Below are 23034 nucleotides of genomic sequence, written 5' to 3' on the forward strand. Positions count from 1 at the left end.
GATTGATCACCACCTGAACTGCCAGACGATGTGCTGGTCTGTCAGCCCACCGATGTGAATCCAATACGGCGTATCGTATTTCCCACGGAGGCTCTCCTTCAGTCCCTGATAGCCCTCCACTGGCTTTATCGTGCTACCGCGCTGAACGTGAAGGGTGCCATCCGGTAACGGACGGATTCCTAACCCCTTCTCTGTGTACTCAACTTTCAGGTGGTCCTCGGGCCAGCGGTCATAACTGAAAGTCGGCATCAACCGCTTTAACTCACGTTTGTCGCCAGGTTGCATGACAACCTTCCGTCCAGTGGGTATCCAATCATCCACCTCCGGAGCAACGCCTTCTTCATGGGCAGGAACAATGAATTCCTCGAACAAAACCAGGTTTTCATCCAGAGGAGACGGACAAAAAAAGCACTCTGTGTCGTCCTCATTGAAATGCGCGGGTAAAAGATTATGACCGCCACAGCCGTCGCAACTCACCATTCGCTCGTCGCATTCAGTCAACGCCTCCAACCACTCCGACATGGACGGGCGCTCCGCCGGATTAGCCAGCCCATCCTCAAAGCAACGTCGGAACAGCTCGGGCAAGCGGCTGTGTTCGATGAACTGCACAGGAAGATTGCCCGAACACTCGTTGTCAAAATCTTCGGAGTGGTTAATCCAGGGATGCTCACCACGCAGGGCCGCCTCCTCATCCTCTGGCTCACCATCATTAATCATGTCGCCCTTGAACGGATGGTTGTGGCTCAAGAGCTGGTAAGCAATGACCGCAAAGCTCCAGGCGTCCGTAAGGCTTGAAAGCAACGAATCACCCCGCACAACCTCAGGAGCACCGTAATCAACCGTGTGCAGGGTAAGACCACTGTGAGATTCGAGGCTGATATTGTCACAGTCAATCAGCCAGGTTTCGGCATGTTCAGGATCGTCTGAAACAAAAATATTGGACGGTGAGAGGTCGCCATAAAGCATGCCTTTCGAGTGCAGCTGATTCAATGTTCTCGCCAACTGACAGAGAATCCGGACCCGCCTGCGAAGCCCGCCCTGTTTGAGGTAGTCTTCGGAGGACGCATCTCCAGCTTCGATGAAGCTATCAAGTAGGCTCTGCAGCGGGACCAGGCCATCCATAAGCTCCATAACGTAACCGTTACGAGGCGGAGCAAGCATGATCAAAGGCTTGGAGAGTTTTAGCCCGCCAAGGTCCTGTCTAACCAGCCACTCGATGTGCCGACGCCAGCGCCCTATCGCCTGATCATCTTTATTCGTGAAGCCTTTCACGAGCACCTGAGGATGACTAGTTCGATAGACGACACCCTGCCCGCCCTGACTCATCTTCTGAACAAGCTGATAACTAGCTCCCTTAGTATCCTGAACAACGCGAGGGGCTTTTTGTTTGGCTGCTGTACTCATGTGCTCAATCCATTCTAAAAATGCTTGCGATGGTTTTGTCATCACCATGGCGCGGTGTGGACCACTGCTGAAGCTCGCTCTCGAGCCAACGCTTCATTCGTCTCTTGCTGCTGCGCCGCTGGCGTCGATAAATGGCATCGAAAAATGGTTCCAGCTGCTCGGGGATGAGGTCATCCGAGATTCCGTCCGTCATCAGCAGCACACCGTCCCCTGGTTCGATCAGCGCAACTTCAGAGCCGGTGGCACCCTCAGAATCCGCCTGCGCGAGCGTCGTCGTCTGATTGCCAAAACCATCCCCCTGCACCGTTAAAACCCGGAACTTGCCCTGGCTTCGAATGAGAGCCAGGCCATCCCCGGCCTGCCCAATAATCCCTCGTCCGTAACTATCAACCCATGCCCAGAGGCAGGTGGTCTCATAGTCGTCATGGCATCCCGAGAATTCGGCGCGCCAATTGCGACTTAGTCGTGATAGAACATCGGTACTGGATAAGGTGCCACTTCGGTTGAGATTGACCTCACGAGCTAGCTCAACTGCTCGCTGTGAGCCAATGTGGCTAAAACGACGGCTCCCCAACCCATCAGCGACTGCAATAAACCGACCGCCATCACGCCCGCGCACAGAAATAGCATCCTGATTTGGAGAACCATCCTGCTCGTGGGCTGGCCCCCGGACCGAAGCCCCGGCTGCTGCCAGCCTCATCAGAATTCCCAGTCCTCGTCGTCTTCGGCGGGGATCTGTAGCGGGGCCGACTGGTTTGGCTTAACCGACTGACTGCGGGCACTGACACTCATCGTGACTGCACGGAAGAATCGGTGAATGTCACGGGCGTTTTCCGCATGGAACAACGGCGCTTCCGGATCATTCGCAAAATCACTCAGCATGGCCTCGTCCGCATCGGAACCAATGGCCATGGCAAACCGCGTTGCTTTTGCTGCTCGCTCACCATTCACAAAACTTTGGAAAGGCCCCTGCCAGTCATCATTCGGGTAGCCATCGGAGATGAGGACTACCACCGGCTTGTAGGCCCGGGAAGGGATGCGTTCCTTGTCTTCAACAAGCTCATTGGCGATAGTCAGAGCGCCCCCGAGCGGTGTCATTCCAGATGCTTCGAGTTGAGTGATGCCCTCAATCTGGTGGGCCGGGGTCAGTGGAAGAATCATCTCCGCCTTGTTGCCACCAAAAGCAATCACCGAAACCTGAAGCTCCGCCCTCAGGCGGCTTTCGGATGCAAAGCTCGCCACCATGTCTTTCAAGCCCCGATTCATAGCCTCGATCTTGCCATCATCCGACATGCTTCCACTGGTATCTGCCAACACAATTACTGGCAGTGGGCGAGCGGTTTGTACCTGGAATTTTTTGAGTTCCGACATCTTTTAATCTCCTTGAATCACTAAATATCGCATCTGACTGACCTTCTCTCTGCAGATTTGCGAGAACCATGCCAGAAACTTAAATCTCTATTTTTCAATACGTTGAAGGGATAACTCGTCAGAAAGGAAAGGCGAAGGGTAGAACTATTTACTGGAGAGTAATTTTTCTTACCGTCACGTCCTTTGACTTTTATTAGCACACTCACGAGATGAGGATCCCTGCCCTCTAGACCGATATGTGCCAAAGCTCCTTCAACCGAGTCACCGTGTGATCCCATTTAGACGCACGAGGCCTTGCTACAGAGTTCTGGTTGCCAAACAAGCCGACTTCGTTAACGGCGTTGAATTCTGAAACCTTGTGAAGCCAGTCCACAGGCACAAAATACTCTGCATCATCTTCGCCATACTCGGCAGCCAGGTTATACCCGCCCTGCATATCCATGTCGTCGGTGATGAATTCGTCCGCCACCATTGGGTAACCGGAGACTTTGCCAACACCCACGTATCCCGTGCCTGGAATATTTACCCAAACGCGATCGCCCGGCTTCAGCATAAAAACGGTTCTGCTATACCAGCGCCCACCGCCGGCCGAAATAAACCCGTATTCCGCCGCATCCTGCCAATTGCGTCCATTCGGGTAGGCGCCAAAGCTGACATAGAACTCACCGTTCCATTCGCCCCGCTGACCAGTGTTTACCGCGTGTTCTTCCGTTTCCACAGGGTCAATCATCCAGGACCGGCTGAGGTACTGGTTCTCACCATCCTCAAACACAGAAAAGAAGACCGCATTGGCCGCAACACTGGCTTTATCATTGAGGTAGTTGATGATGCGTTCGGTACTTGCATCAAGTTCCGCCGCAACAATCACCATCTGGTGGGAGCTGTTGATCTCCTCCTCGACCGGCGCCACTCCAAACCTGGCTTTGAAGGCCTGATCGAAGGTTCTTTCCGGAAGGCCGTGTCTCTCGGCAAACTCGGCGTATATCTGGACAAACTTTTCTGAGGAAAGATTCTCGACCCAGGCGGCGTAATCTATGGTCTGCGCAACGACATCTCTGGGCGTTTTGTGCTTCTTCAGCTCGATTATGATAATGGAGCCGGTCGCATCAATGGCCAGCAAATCGATGTACTTACCGAAGTCGGTGTATACCTGGCGACCAATCAACAGCCAGTGGTCACTGAGGATGGAGACATCCTTAGTGATTTGCTCTTCGAGGAGCGACTCGCTTTCCAACTTCACCCTTGCAAGAGTCTGAGGCTTGTCTCCGATTTTCCAGATGCCATGCTGCACTGCCATTTACGCTTCCTCCGCCAACGCCGGTTGTTCACCTAACATCATCTCGTAGTGACCCAACTGGCCGGCCTTCTCAAAAATGTGCCGGAATACCCGCAAATAAGCATCGTTGGTTTGATCGCCATGATTTATGTAAAGGTCATCATGAATAGAGTGAGATCCATCGTTGACCCAGGAAAACAGCGACTGGCAAATCAATTTGTCGCGCCCATCAAAATGCGCACAGATTTCGTCTTTCCCCATTCCGCCCCACATGGTGAAGTAGTTCTCCAGTATTCTCCGCAATGTATTCTGAAGACTAACACTTGATACATTGGCGGACTTTACGTCTTCCCATAACAGCTCATAAGCCGAGCGTATAGGGTTGGAGTTGCAACGCTCGATAATCGAACCTTGCTGCTGTTTCTTAACCAACCAAAAGCTTTCCTCATTGAGTGCTCGATCTGAAGGCCTTGCTCGATTGAACGTAATTTCTTTGTGGAAATAGACGTTGTGTGTGAGCAAGAACACCTGCTTGATTTGGCCAGTTTGGCTTTTGACATCTTCCATTACGCCCTTGATAAGGCTGCTTACGATGTAAAGGATGTCGCTGTCCAGAGAGGATATGGGGTCATCGAATACCACAACCCTATTAGTCGTTATCCCTGAAGGCGATTGAGCGCCTCTAATGAGGTAGTAGAAATACAAGAACGTTATGAAGGTCTTTTCACCCTCACTCAGCGAGCGGCTGGCATCGTCACCATTATCGCGGATTATTCGATAGTGGCGGCCGCCATCAGCCTCACCAATATGAAATGAATGAAAACCAAATCTATGCAATAACTCATTGATCGCCGTAATCGTCGGCTGAATTGACGTGGTTTGCTTTTCCAGCTCTGCAATCTGCTCCTTTAGCTCTCCGCGCCGCTGCTGCTTTGCTCGCAGACTGCCTTCCATACCTCGAATAGTTTGGTTCAACTGATCCTTTTTTGACTGATATTGCGACAGATCATCAGCTAACTCGTTGAGCACATAGCGCCAGACTTGGGAAGTCAACGTCTCCCTCTCTGTCGCTATGTTCGTCACCGTTCGGTTATGACTAGAAGTTGCATCATTTGCTTCGGAGACTGTCTTTTGTAGTTCCGCTAGTAATGGCTCGACGGACTCGAGCTCGATCTTTCGACTTGGCTCGGCCAGCTTATTATCCAGGAGGGCCAGATTTCCCTTAAGCCGTTCAGACAGAGCCTGGGCTTCCGCATTGAAAAGTTCTAGGCTCAAGAACTGGTTACCTGATTCGCCATTACGCTGGATGGTAGCCAGTAACTGCTCGGAGGCTCTTTGGTAGTTTCCTTGAAGTGTCTTTAAAGCCTGAATGTCATTATCATAGGCCTCACTAAAAAATGATGTCAGGCTCTCTGAAAAATGGTGATCTGTGGGCTGTTGGCAAAATGGACAGATTTCCGGGTCTTGCTCATGGTACTTACGGCCTTGTTTCACCCAATCGCTATTCCCAAGACGCTCAATTAAAGCAGCAATATCGACGTCCTGGTTACCTATGATGGCCTTTTGCAGTAGTCCATGGGATTCCAACTGTATGAGATTGTCGGCTGACAGGTTCGCAAGAGGTGATATTCTTTCTAGGCCTTTTGAATACACTGTGCTGGCCTTTTGTTTTAATTCGTCCAGTGTAAGCAGCTCCGCACTGTTCAAATCCCTTTCACTCAAAACCTTTTCTTTGAATTTTTCAGCACTGTTGCGTACACCGCTATACGCTTCTTGAAAGTAGGTATCGTGAAGCTTCTTCTGCTTAAAGCATTTTTCACGCAATTCAGGTTCGAGGTCAGCTAGCTCTTTTCGTTTACCAGACTGACCATCCTGGCCATCAAGCTGATTGTTTAGACTGGCTATCTGCTCATCAATTTTTTCAATTTCTGGCTGTAAGCGCTCTATTTCACGCTCAGCCTCCACTTGGTTCTCTCCAAGGGTAAAGACGCCTTGTAGCGGGCTATCCTGATTAAAATTTCTGTCAACGAAATCGCGGTTATACACCATCACATTCAGGGGAGCACCTCCCTGCCATATAAGCTGACAATGACTGGCCCCCTCTGTTTGCGCAATCACGCGGCTGATGGTGGTTTTTCCGGTACCATTAGCGCCGAAAATAAAGTTGATACGGCGCAGATCGCCAAGCGTTGCCGGCTGTGAATAGGTTGCTACCGGTGGATTGATCTTGATTTCGCCGATCATACTCCCTCCTTAGAGCTTTCCTTGAAACGCTTTTTGGCTAAGCGATTCAAATGCTTCACTTACCATATTCTCCGATGTAGATATCTTCCTCTCAGTCGCAAGTATGCAGGAAACTATTTCGCTAAATTTTTCCTGCTTAGACTTAGGAGGAACTGGAATCGAGAGGCCTCTTAGAATTTCAAGATTGATATTTTTCTGAGCCGCCTGAGGTGCGTTTGCCTCCAGATTCTTCTGCAAGAATCCGAGCCAATGCTGCACAAACTCAACGGTTACTTTGTTATTTGGTTTAAAGCCAACAACGCTATCGGGAAAGCAGGCGGGGAACGTCAAAATGCCAGTTTTCGCAATATTAGCAGCAATAGTGATACACAGGGTTCCGGCATCCCATTTTTTACTCTGAGCCAATCCAAGGTCAGAGTATGTAGCAGAGTAATCCGTTATGTAACCTTTCGAATTCGCTACTTCCCCTGTCTGGATAAGCGGATGAGCACCTCCCAAAAGTGAAGGGTCATTTCTCGGTCTGTGCTTTGATTTACCTCTATCCAAAGTCCCAACCGTGGAGAACGGTAACAGCTCCCACCCTTTCGGATTAGTCACCGGATCACCAAACATATCCAGAAACACCGCCCGGAGGAATTCATCGGCAAGCTGGATGGCTTGCTGGCGTTTTCGGCGGATGTCGTCGGCTTTGTCGAGGATGGAGACGATGCGTTTCTGTTCTACCAATGGTGGGAGCGGAACCTCAAACCCCTTCAGAAAATCGGTACTGACCCGCTTTTGACCTGCAGCACCAGACATTGATGGCTCACCCAGGAACCTGAACTGCTTGCTCCAAATCATATAGAAAAGGTAGCTGGGATCTAACAACTTCTCATCAGCTCTCAGAACATGAAACTCCGTGGAGCCAAACCCGACTTGATTGCTTATCTGTCCTGGTCGCAAGCATTTTCCATTTTCAAAGCAAGGGGTTATCTTTGCCAAAAGAACATCCCTATTCTCGAAATAGGTAAATCCTTTTTTGGTTTCAGCCAAAATCCGCGGCTCTTCATTCAGCAGCATCCCGTCCTCACCCGCGGATGCCATTGCTACAAATGACACTACCCGGGAGTCGTCTATATTTTTAGGAAGCCGTGGATTTATCTGGGCCACATCGTCGAGTCGCACAACAGGCCAAGTCACAACATCCCCTCCAATTCGTCCAGCTCAGCCAAGATTTCTTTCTCTAGCCCTCTAAGCCGCTGCAGAATCAACTTCGGATCTTCGTATTCCTCCTCCTCATAAACCACCTCCTTGTAGCGGTTAATAGAAAGATCATACTTGTTGCCCGCAATATCGGAGGCGTCTACCACAAACGCCTTTTGGGCCTTGTCGCCAAAGGCTTGTTCAATCTCTTCTGCATCGGCGTTGGCTTCCACCAGCTGACGGTATTGCTTCCATTTGGCGATAGCATCCGGTAGGTCATTGCTACCCTCGCCTTTCAGCTCGGTTCGCTTGTCATCAAGGCTAAAACCGTCGGCTTGCAGATCGTAGAACCAGACTCGATCTGTCGTGCCGCCTTTGGTGAACATCAGAATCGCCGTGCTCACACCTGCATAGGGTTTGAAAACACCACTGGGCAGGCTGACGATGCCTTCCAGCTGGTTGTTCTCGATCAGCTCCTTGCGCAGTTGCTGATGAGCCTTGGAGGAACCAAACAGAACGCCATCCGGCACAATCACTGCAGCCCGGCCGCCCAGCTTCAAGCCTCGGAGTATGTGCGCCACGAACAGCAGTTCTGTTTTCTTGGTTTTGACCAGACCCAGCACATCCGGGTTGGTGTTGGTTTCATCCAGGCTGCCCTTGAACGGCGGGTTTGCGAGGATGGCATCGAAGAAGTCTTCTTCCTGCTCCGGGTAATGCTCTTTGATGGATTTGTTGAGGCTGTCCTGATAGTGAATGTTTGCGCCGTTTACCCCGTGCAGCATCATGTTCATGCTGCTCACGCGGAGCATGGTGGTGTCGAAGTCAAAGCCCCAGAACATCTGTTTGGTGATGTGGTCCCGGTAGGGTTCGAGCATGTCTCCGGTGTAGTGCAGGTTGCCGTCTTCGTCGGTAAAGGTGCCGGCTTCACTGGAATACTTTTTGTTCAGGTACTCCATGGTTCGAGCCAAGAATCCTGCCGTTCCGCAAGAAGGGTCGCAGATAACATCGGTGGGCTGCGGGTCGATCAGTTCGATCATCGCATCGATAATATGGCGCGGTGTACGGAACTGGCCGTTAATACCTGCCGTGGTCAGTTTGCTCAGCAGGTATTCGTAGATATCCCCTTTTATGTCACTCTGGGTGAGCGGCAGGTTGTTAACCATTTCCACTGCCGAGACAAGCACAGATTCGTTCTTGATCTCCAGATCCGCATCCTGCATGTATTCGCCGATGTGGCCCAGTGCCTGGGCTTCGCTGCCTTCCGTTCCGAGCCCTTCTTCCTCTGAGTGCTGGCCGAGGCTGGCGAAATACGGGTACACATGAAGCTTGAGATGCCTGTGCAGCTCCTTACCGCTCATATGGTGAAAATTCTTCCAGCGCAGAAGCTGGCCTTCCGGCGTATCCGGAAACAACCGGTCGAAGGATTTGCCAGTTCGCGCGGCCTTACGCTCGGCCACCTCTTCCTGCATGTCGAGCATGCGAGCGAACATCAGATAGCTAATTTGCTCGATCACAGTCAGCGGGTTGGCAATGCCCCCGGTCCAGAATTTTTCCCAGAGCTTGTCGATGTCGTTACGTAATTGACCTGTGAGCATTTAATGGATCTCTTCATTCGATGTTGCATCTGAGGCTTCCTGTTCCGGTTCCTCAGACGGAGTATCAGTTTGATTGGTTAGTTGCTGATCAGAGCCGAGCTCTTCCAGCATTTCTTGCTCCTGTTTTTCCGGCTCATCGAGCGGTTCAACAATCAGGGCAAGGCGCTCAGACTCGAAGTCTGTATGGGCAGGCTCGATCTGTGGCAAGGATTTGCTGACTTTGGTTGAGAGCTGGCTAAAACGATCCACCTTGCCGTATAGACCCTGCTGGCCTGCCAGAGCCGTAACGGTGTTGTTGTAATGGTTGCTTACAGTCTTCAGTGTGCCGCCCAGCTTATTCAGCCGGTCAGCAACCACACAGACCTGATTGAAAATTTCCCCGGCCTTTTCGGAGATTTCCCGGGCCTCGGCGTTGCTTCGTTCAATCATCCACAGATTGGACACCGTGCGGAGAATGGGTATCAGGGTGGTGTGAGAGACCAGCACGATATTCTGTTTGTAACCGTATTCAAAGAGTCCTTTGTCGTACTTCAGAGCCTCGATGTAGGCCGGCTCGATGGGCATGAACATCAGCACAAAGCTGGGGCTCCGCATGCCGATGAGACTGGTGTAATCCTTGCTGCTCAAATCGTCGATATGGCGCTTCACCGCTTTAACGTGCTCATCCATCGCCAGGCGTGACTCCTCAGGCGTTTCCGCGCCCACCGCTTTATCGTAAGCAACCAGGGAGACCTTGCTGTCGATGATAATTTGCTTGTTGTCGGGCAAACGGATCAGGTAGTCGGGGCGTTTCTTTTTGCCTTCCGCATCTTTGAATTCGCCCTGGGCGTCGTAGTGCTCGCCTTCGATCAGACCGCTCATTTCCAGAGTCCGGCGCAACTGAACCTCACCCCATGCACCTCGCTGCTGAGAGTCGCCCTTCAGCGCGGAGGTCAGGTTGTTGGCTTCTGCACTCATCTTCATGCCGATTTCCAGAACGTCACGAATCTTTGCGTTCATCTCCGTCTGGCCGCGCACGGAAGATTCATGGACGTCATTCACCCGCTTCTGGAACCCTTCAATTTGTTCCCGGAAGGGCTTAAGCATGCTGTCTATACTGCTCTGGCTGGTTTGGGTGAAGGTCTTGCCTTTCTCCTCGAAGATCTTGTTGGCAACATTCTCGAACTCTCTGGTGAGGGATTGCTTGGCCTCACCCAGTTGCTGCATCTGTTCTTTGAAGTGCTCTTCTTTGCGCTCCAGTGTGGTTTTCAGTTCGGTGTGCTCGTTGCTCAGGGTCTGGTATCGCTCCTGTAGCTGGGCGTAGTTATCCTGTTGCGCCAGCAGGGTCGCCTTGATTTCCTTCAGTTGCTCTTTGGCATCCAAGCTTGAAGACTCGAAGGCTTGCGACCTTTTCCCTTCTTCTGCGAGGCTCCCCTTCAGCTGATTGACCTGCTCCCGTTCTGCCTGAAGATCCTGCTCTGAGCGTGAGAGTCGCTGACGAAGTTCTTCTACTCGGTCCTGATGGGCACGGTTATCTGCCTGTACGTTTTCCAGCTGTTTCTCTGTCTCATGGAGACGGTGGCGCGATTCTTCCAACTTCGCATTCGCAGCCGAAAGCTCATCTTTTTGGCTCTGGAGCTCACCGATAAGCCGTTGCTCGTTGGATTGAGCACCGGCTAGCTTCGCTTGCAAGCGGCTTTCTGCCAGATCCTTTTCATGCACAGAGGCTTCGAGCTCTTTGATGGCTGTCTGGGCAGCCTCGTCACGCGCGTTCGCTTGCTCCAGGTCTTCCTGAAGTTGCTCCAGTTGCGTAGCAAGCCGGGTGGACTTGCGTCCTTGCAGGACGGAGGCCAGCAAAAAGCCCAATCCCGCCAACGCCGCGCCAATCAGGCTTGCCATCACGATCAGTTCGGTAGTCCATTGAATATTCTGCATCGTTATCCCTGTAGCTCTGCGGTTGGAGTATCTGGTTTCAGGAAAGGTTTCAGTACGGTGATCAACTCGCCCACATCATCCGGTTTGAAAACACCGTCAATTCCTTCGTGGGAGACTGAGGTAAACGGCGCATCGTAAAGGGTTTCCACTACGATGGAGCCATGTTGGGCGATGTAGTTTTTCAGCAGGTTCATGAACCTTACCTGTTGAGCTGTCAGCGTCGGGTGCGCATGAAGGAACTGTTTGAAGTGTTCCTCTACTGCCTGGGGATCGAGGCCAATTATCTCTCTGACCGTGACATCCAGCTGATCAGCCGTTCGGCCATAAAACTCGTTCAGCACATCCAGGCTGACCCCAGGGTTCGTGGTGAGAATTGTCGATGTCAGGGTTTTCAGGTCTGACTCACCGATAGTCTCTCCGTTGTGGATTTTCTGGAGAATCGGATTTTCCGATAGCATTTTGTCCAGAATGCCCTTCAGGCGCCGGCGGTAGATCATGGCTTCGTTTGCGCCGGTGATGTATACCTCGCGCTCTTCCCCTTGAACCTTGCCGTCTGGAGTAGTGGTCGTTTGCGTACCTGAGCCAGGATAAACGTTAGACTTCCGATACTTCATGATGCCACGCAACTCCAGGCGGGCATTTTCCAGCTTTTCGATGCTGGGATCAGACCAGAAAGAGGCGCTCTTCACTGCTTCGATCACTTTGTCTTTCTGGCGAACCGCCTGGATATTGACTGCTAGCCTCTCGACTTCGGCTATGAGCGCCGTTTTGCCATCTTCGAAGCAGCTCGCTTTCTCCACCAGGCAGCGCTCAATCTCTGCCATAAGTTTATCGAGCGCTGTGGCGTGTTTATCCCGGAGCACCCGGCTGGACATAAGAGGCGCTATGGTTTCTGCCAGGAGGTGCTGCGTTCTGGCATCCAGCTTGTCCAACAGATCCGTCTGTTGGAGCTGATGAACCACTCGCAGGTTACGGCGAACGGCAATACTTTCATCCGGCAGGTCATTGATGTCTTCCTTGAGCAGGCGCACGCCAACGTCGTAACCGGCGGCATGATTCTGCTTCAGCGCCGCTTGTGCGAGGGCCAGTCGTTCCTCAAAGGTCGCTTGGAGGAGTGACTTGCCGCCGGTGTCCTCCGGCTCTTTGTATTCCTCTTCAAAGAAATCGAAGTTGCCGTAGTGGTCGAAGATCAGGAATTCAGTTTTGTCCTGTCCGGGGCCAAACAGGTTTGGACGCAAGCGCGTGCCTCGGCCGATCATCTGCCAGAATTTCACCCAGGATTTGACTGGCTTGGCAAAGACGAGGTTAACGATTTCCGGCACATCAATGCCGGTATCGAGCATGTCTACCGAGATGGCAATCCGGAAATCGTTGTCCGGTTTTTTGAATTCTTTGATCAGGCTATCGACATGGGGAATGTCGTTATGGATGACCTTGCAAACCTTGGTACCGTACTGGGGGTACATCTTGCAGAACAGTTTTTCGAGATGTTCTGCGTGATCCTGCCGCTGGGCGAAGATGATCGTTTTCCCGACCAGTGAACCGGTTTCATCTTTGATGCCGTTGTCGATCAGGTTTTCCAGAATGACCCGGTCGGTCTCCTCACTGAAGATTTTTCGACCGATGTCTTTTCCGGCAATCCGAGTATTGCGGGCCTCTTCTTCGCCCAGATCCTCTTCCAGCTGTTGCTGTTGCTCGGGCGTCAGATCGGTGTAATGAATACCGTCGCGAAGGAATTCGGTGGTCAGGTCCTTTACCCGGAACGGCACCAGATAGGGTGGCTCGTTATTGATCGCCGCATCCAGCCCAAACTCGAAGGTTGGGTCTGTGGTTTCACAATCAAAAATGTCGAAGGTGTTACGGCTGATAAACTTGACCGGTGTCGCGGTAAGACCGACCTGCAAGGCATCGTAGTAATCGAACAGATCGCGATATTTGTTGTAGATACTGCGGTGACTTTCATCGGCAATGATCAGGTCGAAGAAGCCCACATCCAGCTGAGCAAACCGGTTCATCATTCCAGGATAGGTGGCGATATAAATGCGTGCTGATTCGTCAATCTGCCGGGTTTCCCCAATGATGCAACGCGGTTCACTCGGCAGGTTTTGCTTGAACGCATCATCGGCCTGAACACGCAGCTCCTTTCGATCACACAAGAACAGAACCCGTTTGGCCCAGCCGGTTCGCAACAGCAGCTCCGCGAGCGCAATGGCTACGCGGGTTTTGCCTGTACCGGTTGCCTGGATGATCAGCGCCTTGCGACGTTGATTTTGGAAATGCGCCGCTACTGTTTTGATGGCCTCAATCTGGTAAGGGCGGTCTGCAATCTTGAGCTCCGGATTAAAACGCTCCAATTCGGCAGCGCGATAATGGCGCTGGTAAATCAGGTATTCCAGGCTTTCCTTACTGTAGAACCCATAGACGGGGCGATAAGCATTGTATTGGTGGTCGTCCCAGATAAAGGTTTCATAGCCGTTGCTGTAGAAGATGACCGGGCGCTGGAACCCCATGTACTCGAAGGAGTTGGCGTACAGGCGAGCCTGCTCGCGGCCAGCCTGGAGGTTAACCGTCCCGGACTTCTTGGCCTCAACCAAAGCCAACGGCTGCCCATTTTCACCCCACAGAACGTAGTCAACATAACCCTTCCCTGATGGATTATCGGGGAAATTAACCTCTACTTCCTGGCCAACCTGGGCTGGATTGCCAACGTCCCAACCGGCTTTCACCAACATCGCATCGATCAGCTGAGCTCTAGTCTTGGCTTCGTTCCATTGGAGGGAGTCAGCGGCCTGCTGGCTTCGCTGTTTACGCGCTTTCTGCTCGGGTTCGGCCGGCTGCTTGAACATCTCTGCTTGCTTGGCGCGCTCGCGGTCCAGCTCGTCCATTACCCGCTCAAGCTCTTCCTGCTGCTTTTCGATATCTCTCTTGTAACTGGAAACCGACTTTTTGAGCTCAACAATGGTGTTGGTCGGATCTGGGATTTCTTTGAGAGATGGCAGATTCTCCTTTGGTTCCCCGCAATAGGTGAGCGCCATATAGCCCGCCAGCTGATGTGCGGTTGAGAGCGCCATCTTTGCGCTACGCAAATCCCCTTCCGCTCCGTGTGCAGAGTCATTGCCTTGGACACGGAGAAAGTTAATCTGATGAATCAGTGACTTATCGACGCAACCCGCGAATACCGGATTTTTGACCAGCTCATAGAAGCTGGCCTGAGGCAATCTGGGCAGAGACTCTTCTTTGTAGATGGTCTTGGTCATCTCCTCGGCAAAGCTGCGCAGCCTCGTTAGTGCGCTACCGGGATCCACATGCAGTACGGCCTCTGCCAACCCACCGAGGTTTGCCAGCAACTCGTACTTTGGCCGAAGAAACTCAAAATTCACCGATTTCATAAAAGATACTCTGCTCATGCCTGTCCTACTGCGAGGACCATGCCATTATTATTCGATGCCGTACTTTTCGATCCAGTTGCTCAAGGTCTGCTGGCTTTTCAAGCCCAGAAGTTTTGCCGCCTTCGTTTTGTTCTTCCCGGTGTGAGCCATCGCATTCTGGATATAATGCGCCGCCAAATCTCCCATTAAATCATTGAGATCAATACCTTGTCTGACGTCACGATTGAGTAGATCCGTTTGACGCTCTGGCATTGTGAACAATGCCTGCTGCAAGTCAGAACCGGTTATTTGCTCCGCAGGGCTCCAGAGCGCTGCTCTAATGAGCGTTGATTGGAGCTCTCGGACATTCCCGCGCCAGGGATGTTGAAGGATAATTTTTTTTGCATCGGCAGAAAGTTTCTTACCGGCGAAGACAGGGTCGTGCTCACCTTGAGCTTTGAGCACCATATCTGCAAGTAAAGACAGGTCACCTTCTCGTGCGCGAAGTGGAGGTAGGTGCAGAACACCGACAGCCACACGGTAGAATAAATCTTCCCGGAATAGGCCATCTGCGACAGCTTCCATGAGATTGCGGTGTGTGGCGGTGATAATGCGCACATCCACCGGCATTTCTTTATCACTGCCCACCGGGACCAATCGGCCCTCCTGCAGCACGCGAAGCAGCCGAACCTGAGACTGGTGAGACAGTTCGCCAAACTCATCTAGAAATAACGTGCCGCCATCCGCCTGCTGGAACACACCTGGGCGATCCGCAACTGCGCCGGTAAAGGCCCCCTTCTTATGGCCGAAGAGCGTTGAATCAATCAGGTCTTCCGGAATGGCCCCGCAGTTCAATGCAATGAAGGGCTTTTCACGACGCGGGCTGGCATTATGGATGGCCCGGGCAAACAACTCTTTTCCTGTACCTGTCTCACCATAGATCAGGACTGGCACGTTGCGTTCAGCGAGGACTTGCGCCTGCTGTTTTAACACGAGCATATCCGGGTTCTGGGTGACAATATTATCGAACGCGGCATTAATGGGAACCCGAGAGTCAGCCAGAGCCTGGAACTTGGCATCTGATATTTCGGTAACTGTAGGAACAAACTCTGCAGCAAGCTCGAAGGGTATCTCTACCTGCTCTACCCCCCTCTCCAACGACGATTGGTAAAAAATAGCTGGGTATCTGGTTTTGCCGAGCAAAATCCACACTGCCTGCATTGCTGGGGTACCAGGACTCAGCAGAATCGACAGCTCTGTTTCGGTGGTCGATAACCTTCTCAGCTGCGGCTCGGCCGCCAGATAGATCTCACCAAAATTAACCGGGGAACTGAGTTTGGCCTCGGTGGCGTGGATGGGGATATCAACTTCGCTCTTCAGCCAAGAAAGATATGGCTCCACCTCTGAGCGAGGATAGGAAAAGAGCAATTGAACCGCGTCGACATCGATATTTTTAAGCGTCGAACGGATAGGCCCCAATGGGACTTTTTGATCGGAAGACGCAGCCTTTAAGTCATTGCCTCCAATCCAGCTTATCAAGGTCTTATGCACGTGTTTCGCCATCCATGAACTCAACAGTCAATTACGAGTTAGTCATCTTAGCGCCCTGCAGAATTGATGTCTGTTGCAAACACTAACATTTGTTTTTATTAATATTTTTAATTGTGGGAAGCTTAAGCGTCTTTCCACCCGACAGCGCTTACTATTCCCCAGTTGCCTTTGGGATTCGGCCGGCGCCATTTTGCGGTTGGCATCCGCTTTAGGTACTCCAATGCAGCTGAATAATTGGCAAAGCGTTGCTCTGAACCTTTGTCGCCCACGGTAAAATATCCGTTTCTGTTGCAGCCTTCTCTACAAAATGAACTGCCATCCCTCGCATAGGGTATCTTCTGATCGGTGCTCCCTTGAACACTTGCTGGAGTCGAGTCAGAAACCGCTTTGCTCGGACGGGGAACTACGCCCATGAACGTTTTTTGAAGAGCCTCCCTAGCTGCGTCGTCTAAGTCAACCCAGATAACTGCCCCCTGCTTATGGCGGTATTTTACTGGGCATGAGAGAGGTATAACCTCATCCAACACCCAGGCGTGATTCCACTTGTAGTCGGACTTGGTATGGATCTCTCGTCCGACCCTATGCTTTGGTAGGTTTTCGGAGATGTCATGAAGAGACAAAGGTCCCAAAGAGTCCACGATTGAAGCCACGCCGACAACTGTGCCACTGCCCTTTTCAATGAGGGCAATAGGGCCTCGTATTGATGTACGAGAGCTTCGCATTTCCCAGGTTTTTTCTCCTCGGAGAATTTTGCCGATCCATGGCTGATCAATAATTAGTCCACGGCTTACATTAGTCGCGGCATCTGCAATGTCATGGTCTAGTTCGTGTTCATCGTTGGTCATGGGTGAGTCCTTTCGTTAATAATCCATGCTGCTGTCTTCGTAAACCGCAATATCGGTAGCCCAGCCACCAGCATTGACTAACCGACCATCCCTATCAAGTTCGAGCATTCTGTTAACTTGTGCTTCAAGGTCGAGATCGAAATTAAAGTATTTCAGGTCATGGCGAAAGGATTTCATTTCCCAATAGCCCATGCCCTGGTCGAAAGCCAGTTTAATCGTACGCCCGGAAGCCAACCCAACACTGAGTACCCTCCGGTGAGTCAGTTCGCGACGGTCATTGCTGACTTGGAAATCTACCTGTTTGGCTCCAAGAACGGCTCTGAGGAACGCCCCCGAAACGATCCGTTGCGTTTCAGCGTTAACCCAATCGTCCCAAGCCATTCGGCTATCTCGGCGGCCATCTCCAGGCATGGTGATAACAGACAACGATGTTTCATTGCCGATTTCCACCGATTTCAGAACGTTGGCGAGCATTACTACCGCCCAAGGGGACTTCAGGTAGCGATCTTCGTACTTAAGTGAAACAATCTTTTCTTGATCGATGGCTTCCGCAAAACTCGGAGCCTTTTGCTTGAGTACGCTCCAGAAATTTCGCGCCAAATCCTGAATGGAGCCGTTGAGTTCGGTGGTCAGTTCTACCACAGCGGCGCCACTGGGCTGAGCCGACCAACCTGCAATATCCAAGGTGCTGGCTGAGAAAGCCGGCTCCTGATGTGAATAGATCCACAAGGCTTGATCATCACCACTCAGCCAGTTTTCACCGGGACTTTGGGCGCTCGCGCTGTCGGTGATCAGAGTCACGAGTTCGTCCTTTTCAAGCTCGAACTGAAGCGGCATTCTTATATCTGGATTTGGGTGATTCTCATCTGTTTCTGAGACGTCGATACCAAATCGACCGAGATTGGCGAGCTCCTGTTTTACCTCCTCACTCAACGGAACGCCCATCGGCAAGATCAGAGTTACCCGCAAGCCATCAATAGCGCGCCATCCCATGAGTTTCCGCCGAAAATCAGGGTTGCCGAGATCCCAGTCATCGGGATTACCTTTGAGACGCAATGAGACTGCTTTCGCGCCTTTGTTGATCCAATGACGAACGAAGCGCTCAGGATCATAAGGCCAGTAGGCTGCGCCGGGAACAGAAGCGAAAGGTTCAGGTAAGCTCAGGTGGTTTCTGATACCGCTGTGAGCCACCCATTCCAGCGCCGCCTTGCGGTTCAACTCGTCGAACTCCACCCGGCTGTCTTTGCTGGCAAGGCAGGCGGAACAGACATTGTCGCAGTTGGCCGGGCACTCAAGTTTTTTGAGCGTTTTTTCAATCAGCTCTGCCAGATTTTCTAATCCGGTGAGAACGAAGCCCGCACCGCCGGCGACGTCATCATAAACCTGAATGACGTAACGAGTTGCGCCTGTGTCTTGGTCCTTGTCTTGCCGAACACCGAAGCCCATCTCTGTCGAGGCGATGCCTAGTTGGTCGGCAATGGTATCGCGCAACGCCACCGCTAGGGTTGTTGCGATAACCCGGCCGTTTTCAGAGGCCGGTATCCATTCACTAGTAATCGGGCTCTTAAGTATAAGTTCAAGGACGTCTGTCTGAGACTGATAGCCGAGGTAAATCCCGGCCATAACCTGCTCGCCTGAACAATCTTTCTCTTTATGGCTACCCGCATTTCCGCCAATGGGCCGGTGGAATTTATCAGGCTGGAGGTCATTTGGTATTTCGTGGGTCGCGGACATCGAGTCTGCACGCCCACAACTGAGACAGATTGCATACCCAGTCCCGTTTTCACCACCGGAGTGATGAAAGACATGTCCTTTATCACCGAACCGGATGAACCCGCAGCGGTCGTCAGGCAGTGAAATTATATTCTCATCTACGCTTATACGAGGTTTTTCAACGGGGATGAATTTCTGGGAAGTAACGTCGTTACTCGTTGAATCGTAGAAATCCGTGGTAAAGCCTGCCGGTCTGAGAATCCGTTTGACGTATTTCGGGTTAATCATGCTGTGACACTGCGTACAGGACAGTTCATCGCTGTTCACGTAGGCGTACTCTCGGTAGCCATGCGCACCGCAATTCTGACAGCTCCAGGCCAGATCGAACTTTTGTGCGCCACCTTGAGCACTGTCGTAATAGGAATAAAGCGTCACCCCGGCAGAGCGGTATACGCGTCCATCAATAACGACCTGCGCGCCCGGCGCGTACTCACGAATGGCAATTGGCAGCCCCCTTGATGGTTTTTCTTTGTAAGTATAGATATTGTCCTCGCGAGACTTCTCTTGCTTACGGGTGCTTTTATTAATGAAATCTTCGACGTTGTAGGTGTTAAGGTTCACCACATCGGTAGGGAAGCCATAGCCAGGCAGGAATGCGCGGGCCGCCAAGTCTCGCAGGAGGTATTCCTCTTCGTGCCGCTTTTTCTCAAGCTCCAGCGCTTTCTTATAGGCATCATCCGACGCCTCACGGTGTCGTTCGTTCAAGCGGTGATGTTCTTCTTGCCAAGACAGTGACAGTTGCTGAATCGATTCTTTACAATCGGTCGCCAACACGGGGAACGATGTGGCGGACAACGCAGTGTTTTCACGAGTGATCCGTGTAACACCTTTCACCACTTCATTCTCGGAAGACCCTGCCGCGAGGGTATCTAACCAATCGACAAACCGCTCGCACACCGACGGGTTGCCGCCGAAGAACCAATGAACGTTTAATCGTGTGCGATCATTTTCACTGTCCGTTTCGGACTTGAGGAAGCTCGCTAGCAGGAACGAATTCACGTGCCGTTGAACCAGTGGCGCTGCACTGAGAGTAATCACCGGTGCAGGAATGGCCGTTACCCAGGGCCACTGGGGATTCTGAAAGGCCCGCGTGTTGTGCGGGTCTGGTTTACAAAGCGTATAAGCAACGGCTCTCGGCTCGCTACGCCGGCCAGCACGACCGGCGCGCTGGAGATAATTGGCCGGATGAGGAGGCACGTTATTCATAACCACCGCGGAAATACCGCCAATATCGACGCCCATTTCCATAGTTGTGGAACAATTGAGAACGTTGATTTTGCCCTTCTTAAAATCATCCTCGTATTTCTGCAGGCGCTCTGCAGCCTGCTGGGCGGAGTGTTCAGCGGTTCGGTAGTAAAAGCCGCCCTCGGCCGTGCGATCGGAAATGTCTGTCCAGAGATTTTGCTCACGAAGTGACTCGACAACCTCATTTTCGGCAATGCGTTTTCGGATTGCCCGGAGTACACCTTCCGCCTCCCCTTCCGGGGCTAGCGAGATGAACTCGGGCATCTCAACTCTTGTGCATCGATACTTCTCTACTTCGGCCTTGTTGGGCAGGTAGGGAGTCAACCCACGGAATGTAGTGTCGATAAGCCGGTTTGTGACCGGGCATACCCACGCCGACTTGGGCAGAAAAAAGGTCATTGTTTCTCGGATAAGCGCGTAGCCCCCTCCCTGAGTTTGAAGGATCTGGGCTTTCACCAATGCTTGCCAGGCGGCCTTGAGCCACCCGTTGATCTTGTTTCGATTTGATTCCAGATCAGTAGTCAAACCTGTTCCGAGAGATAGAATTTTAACCAGGCGAGACTGCGAACCCTTTTGAAGCTGAGGCCAGGCCTTGTCTCTAGCGCCGCTGACATCGCTGCCCGGGGCGTATAGCTCTTTCGGCGCAAACCGCGCTCCCATCCAGGAACGCTCCGTTTCTCCAAAGCGGAGAAAGGTGTTTTCCCGAACGTGGAAGTCCAAGGAGACTTTAAGAAAATCTTTCCAATCTTTTAGGGTTAACTGAGTTTCTCCTTTACCATCCGTTGAGGGAGCCCGAGTTTCCGTCCAGAAGTCTGGCGTGTTGGTGACGTGCTCCAAGCCTTTGTAGCCAACAGCCACGAGCCCCAGCGTTTCCGTACTGTTCTGATTTTTTGGCCTGCGGGCATATTCTCGCAATAGGAGAACCCGCGCCATTGAATAACTACCCTCACTGCCTTTGAACAGCTGAGGGTTGGCATAGCGGTTATAATTCAGGATGGAGTATTTAAGGTCGTTCGAGGCGGCTAGCTCCTCTACCAGTTCTGACCAGGGCACTTCCAGACTATCTTCTGAACTCCCGCCATTTTTGAGTTTCTCAGCTTCAGACCTTATCCCCGAAGCCGCAGCGTGCATGCCTATTTTCTCAAGCTGCTCTGCTTGCTGTATCAATTGTTCATAGCTAGCTGTTGGAACATCTTTCGGACCAGCATCAGCCTTTGCCTGTTTATTTCTCAGTATCTGAAAAACCAATCCTCTTAGACGCGAGCGCTCCGCCTCCTGTTGCATACGCACCGCCATGCGGGCCGTGCCCTGGCGGCTATCGGTAAAGGTGATCAGCTTGCGGCCTCGACCCGGCAGGGATTCGGGAGAATCTCCATCGCAATCTTCGCGGGAAGGGTCAGGACAAAACTCCAGAACCGTTGGCACGGCGTTACTGACGTAGAAAGGCGATCCCAAATAAGACTTGCGCAGAAAGCCCCCTGGTGTTTTACCAGCGCTACCACAATTCACACAGATCGAATCAATTTCGTCCGCCTGTGAAATCGTAATGCTGTTCTCGGCATCCAGCTTCCCAAGCTCTGCCGTGTCCAGATCCAGATCTTCAGAAACGAAAGCCTCATGGGGCTTGGGCGCAATTACGGTGCGCCCTTTCAATGAGCTTCCAGCGCTGTCCGAAAGGCCGCTGTCATCTGAGTCGTCTTCCTGCAAGGAGAACTCATCACCAACATAGGGGCTAGCCTGACGCAGGTATGGATGGGCATGCTCAGCCGTCAGGTGAGGTGTTTTGCAGTCGTCACAAAAGCCCACCTCGTATACGGGCGAACCACAATCGCATTTCCCGCGCTGCTGAACATAAACCTGGCCGAATGGCCAGTCTTCGAGATCCTCAGATTTTGCAGAGCATCGGGGGTTTATGCAGCTCCAGAGTCCATGAAGCATGCGCTGAAACAGGTGGGCTCGTAATTTGAGGAAGGGCTCTTGTTTATCCGACGGTTTGGTATCTGTCAGCAGGTCCAACCATTCCAGAAGCTCCCGTTGTTGCTGAATAGCCTCCTGACTTACCAACAGAGAACCCACGGAGCTAATTAGATCATTGAGGCTTACGGGCTTTGGTGAGTTGACTACGGTATTGCGAATCAGCTGGGCCGTTCTGGATGTACTAAGGGCATCGAATCTTTTGGCCGAGACGGTGTTTCCTAACTCGATCGACTTGAGCTGTGCTAGCGACATACCATTGTCATCACCATCAAACGGGATTTCAGGAACTTGACGCTGACCACCGATCACCACAATCTGGCTTAAAGGAACACCCGCTAGACCTGCAAGGTATTCTCTCAATCGTTCTTCCGCCTTCTCATCAGCGATTGTGGCAGATGTTGCGACAAACCTAATATCTGAGGCTTGGCGCCCGAAAGCTTCGACTACGCGGCGCAGCAGTAGAGAGAGCTCCGCGGCTTGAGATCCGATATAGGTATGCGCCTCGTCGAGGACAATCCAGCGAAGAGATTGGGCCTCCCTCGACTTTTGAATGATCGGGTCGTCCACCTGACGGACGAGCATGTACTCAAGCATGGTCGCGTTGGTCATTAGAATAGGCGCCGGATGCTCCCTCAACTCTTCCCTTGAGAGAATCTGATTAGGCGTCTCTTTCTGCTCTTGCCGAACAGAGGCTCTAGATTCCTTCGTATTTCCGTTGTACAGGCAGAACCGAATGTTCTTATCGAACGGCTGGGTCCAGGCATCCAAGCGTTCCCGTTGGGAATTGATCAGCGCGTTAAGAGGATAAAGAAATAGTGCTCTCACACCTTGCAGTGGTTTCTTTGTCTGCTGATGCTCTCGGACAAGATCCTGCAAAATTGGAATCATGAAGCACTCGGTTTTTCCTGACCCCGTGCCGGTGGTGATCACAGCAGACTTTGGTTTGTCAGCGAGCAAGGTTCGCCAGGCCGTCAGCTGGTGCGTGTAAGGTTTTATGTTCGGATCAAACCGATAACTTTCATTGGCTGCTTCAGCCAAAGCAGAGATAACCTCACTGCTGAGTAAATCCCCCTCCAAGGCCTTAAAAGTAATATTCCCCGGCTCCCATCCAAACGTGTGCTCGAACACGGGTGGTGCAAGAAAGCAGCCTTCCGAACCCAATTCGTTATTCATCTGCTTTGCTAGGTGCGCTCGAAGCCCTGGATCACCCAAACCGAGGATGCTGAGCGTGGACTCCCGGGTGCGCTCTAGTGACTGGTTGATGAGATCCTTGAAATAACCACTCATTT

12 protein-coding genes are annotated in these 23034 nt (G+C 52.0%); all 12 read right to left on the minus strand.

The window, feature by feature from the left end; translation table 11 throughout:
* Positions 1-6: 6 nt before the first annotated feature.
* The 12 genes from JAO79_RS10495 to JAO79_RS10550 all read right to left on the minus strand — a co-directional run bounded on the left by JAO79_RS10495 (position 7) and on the right by JAO79_RS10550 (position 23032).
* Complete coding sequence (locus tag JAO79_RS10495) at positions 7-1404, minus strand: protein kinase domain-containing protein (protein ID WP_199007219.1); 1398 nt, start codon at positions 1402-1404, stop codon at positions 7-9.
* Between the two features lie 4 nt (positions 1405-1408).
* Positions 1409-2104, minus strand: a complete 696-nt coding sequence (locus tag JAO79_RS10500; protein WP_199007220.1) for a PP2C family serine/threonine-protein phosphatase — start codon at positions 2102-2104, stop codon at positions 1409-1411.
* Positions 2104-2775, minus strand: coding sequence for a vWA domain-containing protein (locus JAO79_RS10505; RefSeq protein ID WP_199007221.1), 672 nt, complete (start codon positions 2773-2775; stop codon positions 2104-2106). The genes JAO79_RS10500 and JAO79_RS10505 overlap by 1 nt, the downstream gene beginning before the upstream one ends.
* A 226-nt stretch (positions 2776-3001) precedes the next feature.
* Positions 3002-4072 carry an endonuclease NucS domain-containing protein gene (locus tag JAO79_RS10510; protein ID WP_199007222.1) on the minus strand — a complete coding sequence of 357 codons (1071 nt, stop codon included), beginning with the start codon at positions 4070-4072 and terminating at the stop codon, positions 3002-3004.
* Positions 4073-6295, minus strand: coding sequence for an AAA family ATPase (locus tag JAO79_RS10515; RefSeq protein WP_199007223.1), 2223 nt, complete (start codon positions 6293-6295; stop codon positions 4073-4075). It lies immediately after the preceding gene.
* A 9-nt stretch (positions 6296-6304) separates the two neighbouring features.
* On the minus strand, positions 6305-7474 hold the full coding sequence (locus JAO79_RS16520; protein WP_199007224.1) for a restriction endonuclease subunit S: 1170 nt from the start codon (positions 7472-7474) through the stop codon (positions 6305-6307).
* The gene (locus JAO79_RS10525) at positions 7471-9072 is read right to left on the minus strand and encodes a type I restriction-modification system subunit M (RefSeq protein WP_199007225.1); all 1602 of its coding nucleotides are present in this window, start codon (positions 9070-9072) and stop codon (positions 7471-7473) included. Before JAO79_RS10525 ends, JAO79_RS16520 begins: the two co-directional genes overlap by 4 nt.
* On the minus strand, positions 9073-10986 hold the full coding sequence (gene rmuC / locus JAO79_RS10530) for a DNA recombination protein RmuC (protein WP_199007226.1): 1914 nt from the start codon (positions 10984-10986) through the stop codon (positions 9073-9075).
* A 2-nt stretch (positions 10987-10988) separates the two neighbouring features.
* A complete protein-coding gene (locus tag JAO79_RS10535; protein WP_227664549.1) occupies positions 10989-14393 on the minus strand; it encodes a DEAD/DEAH box helicase family protein in 3405 nt (1134 codons plus the stop codon).
* 30 nt (positions 14394-14423) lie between these two features.
* Positions 14424-15905: a sigma-54 interaction domain-containing protein gene (locus JAO79_RS10540; RefSeq protein ID WP_320158957.1), complete on the minus strand. Its 1482-nt coding sequence runs from the start codon at positions 15903-15905 to the stop codon at positions 14424-14426.
* 122 nt (positions 15906-16027) lie between these two features.
* A complete protein-coding gene (locus JAO79_RS10545; RefSeq protein WP_199007228.1) occupies positions 16028-16750 on the minus strand; it encodes an ASCH domain-containing protein in 723 nt (240 codons plus the stop codon).
* A 15-nt stretch (positions 16751-16765) separates the two neighbouring features.
* Positions 16766-23032, minus strand: a complete 6267-nt coding sequence (locus tag JAO79_RS10550; RefSeq protein WP_227664550.1) for a DEAD/DEAH box helicase — start codon at positions 23030-23032, stop codon at positions 16766-16768.
* Positions 23033-23034: the final 2 nt, after the last annotated feature.

It is taken from the genome of Marinobacter litoralis, from assembly GCF_016427555.1.
GTDB lineage: Bacteria > Pseudomonadota > Gammaproteobacteria > Pseudomonadales > Oleiphilaceae > Marinobacter > Marinobacter litoralis_A.

Bases quoted from the DNA above. Each gene is read 5' to 3' on its own strand.
- JAO79_RS10545 (WP_199007228.1), bottom strand. From the start codon at position 16,750: ATGACCAACGATGAACACGAACTAGACCATGACATTGCAGATGCCGCG.
- JAO79_RS10500 (WP_199007220.1), bottom strand. From the start codon at position 2,104: ATGAGGCTGGCAGCAGCCGGGGCTTCGGTCCGGGGGCCAGCCCACGAG.
- JAO79_RS10525 (WP_199007225.1), bottom strand. From the start codon at position 9,072: ATGCTCACAGGTCAATTACGTAACGACATCGACAAGCTCTGGGAAAAA.
- JAO79_RS10515 (WP_199007223.1), bottom strand. From the start codon at position 6,295: ATGATCGGCGAAATCAAGATCAATCCACCGGTAGCAACCTATTCACAG.
- JAO79_RS10535 (WP_227664549.1), bottom strand. From the start codon at position 14,393: ATGAGCAGAGTATCTTTTATGAAATCGGTGAATTTTGAGTTTCTTCGG.
- JAO79_RS10550 (WP_227664550.1), bottom strand. From the start codon at position 23,032: ATGAGTGGTTATTTCAAGGATCTCATCAACCAGTCACTAGAGCGCACC.
- JAO79_RS10505 (WP_199007221.1), bottom strand. From the start codon at position 2,775: ATGTCGGAACTCAAAAAATTCCAGGTACAAACCGCTCGCCCACTGCCA.
- JAO79_RS10510 (WP_199007222.1), bottom strand. From the start codon at position 4,072: ATGGCAGTGCAGCATGGCATCTGGAAAATCGGAGACAAGCCTCAGACT.
- JAO79_RS10495 (WP_199007219.1), bottom strand. From the start codon at position 1,404: ATGAGTACAGCAGCCAAACAAAAAGCCCCTCGCGTTGTTCAGGATACT.
- rmuC (WP_199007226.1), bottom strand. From the start codon at position 10,986: ATGCAGAATATTCAATGGACTACCGAACTGATCGTGATGGCAAGCCTG.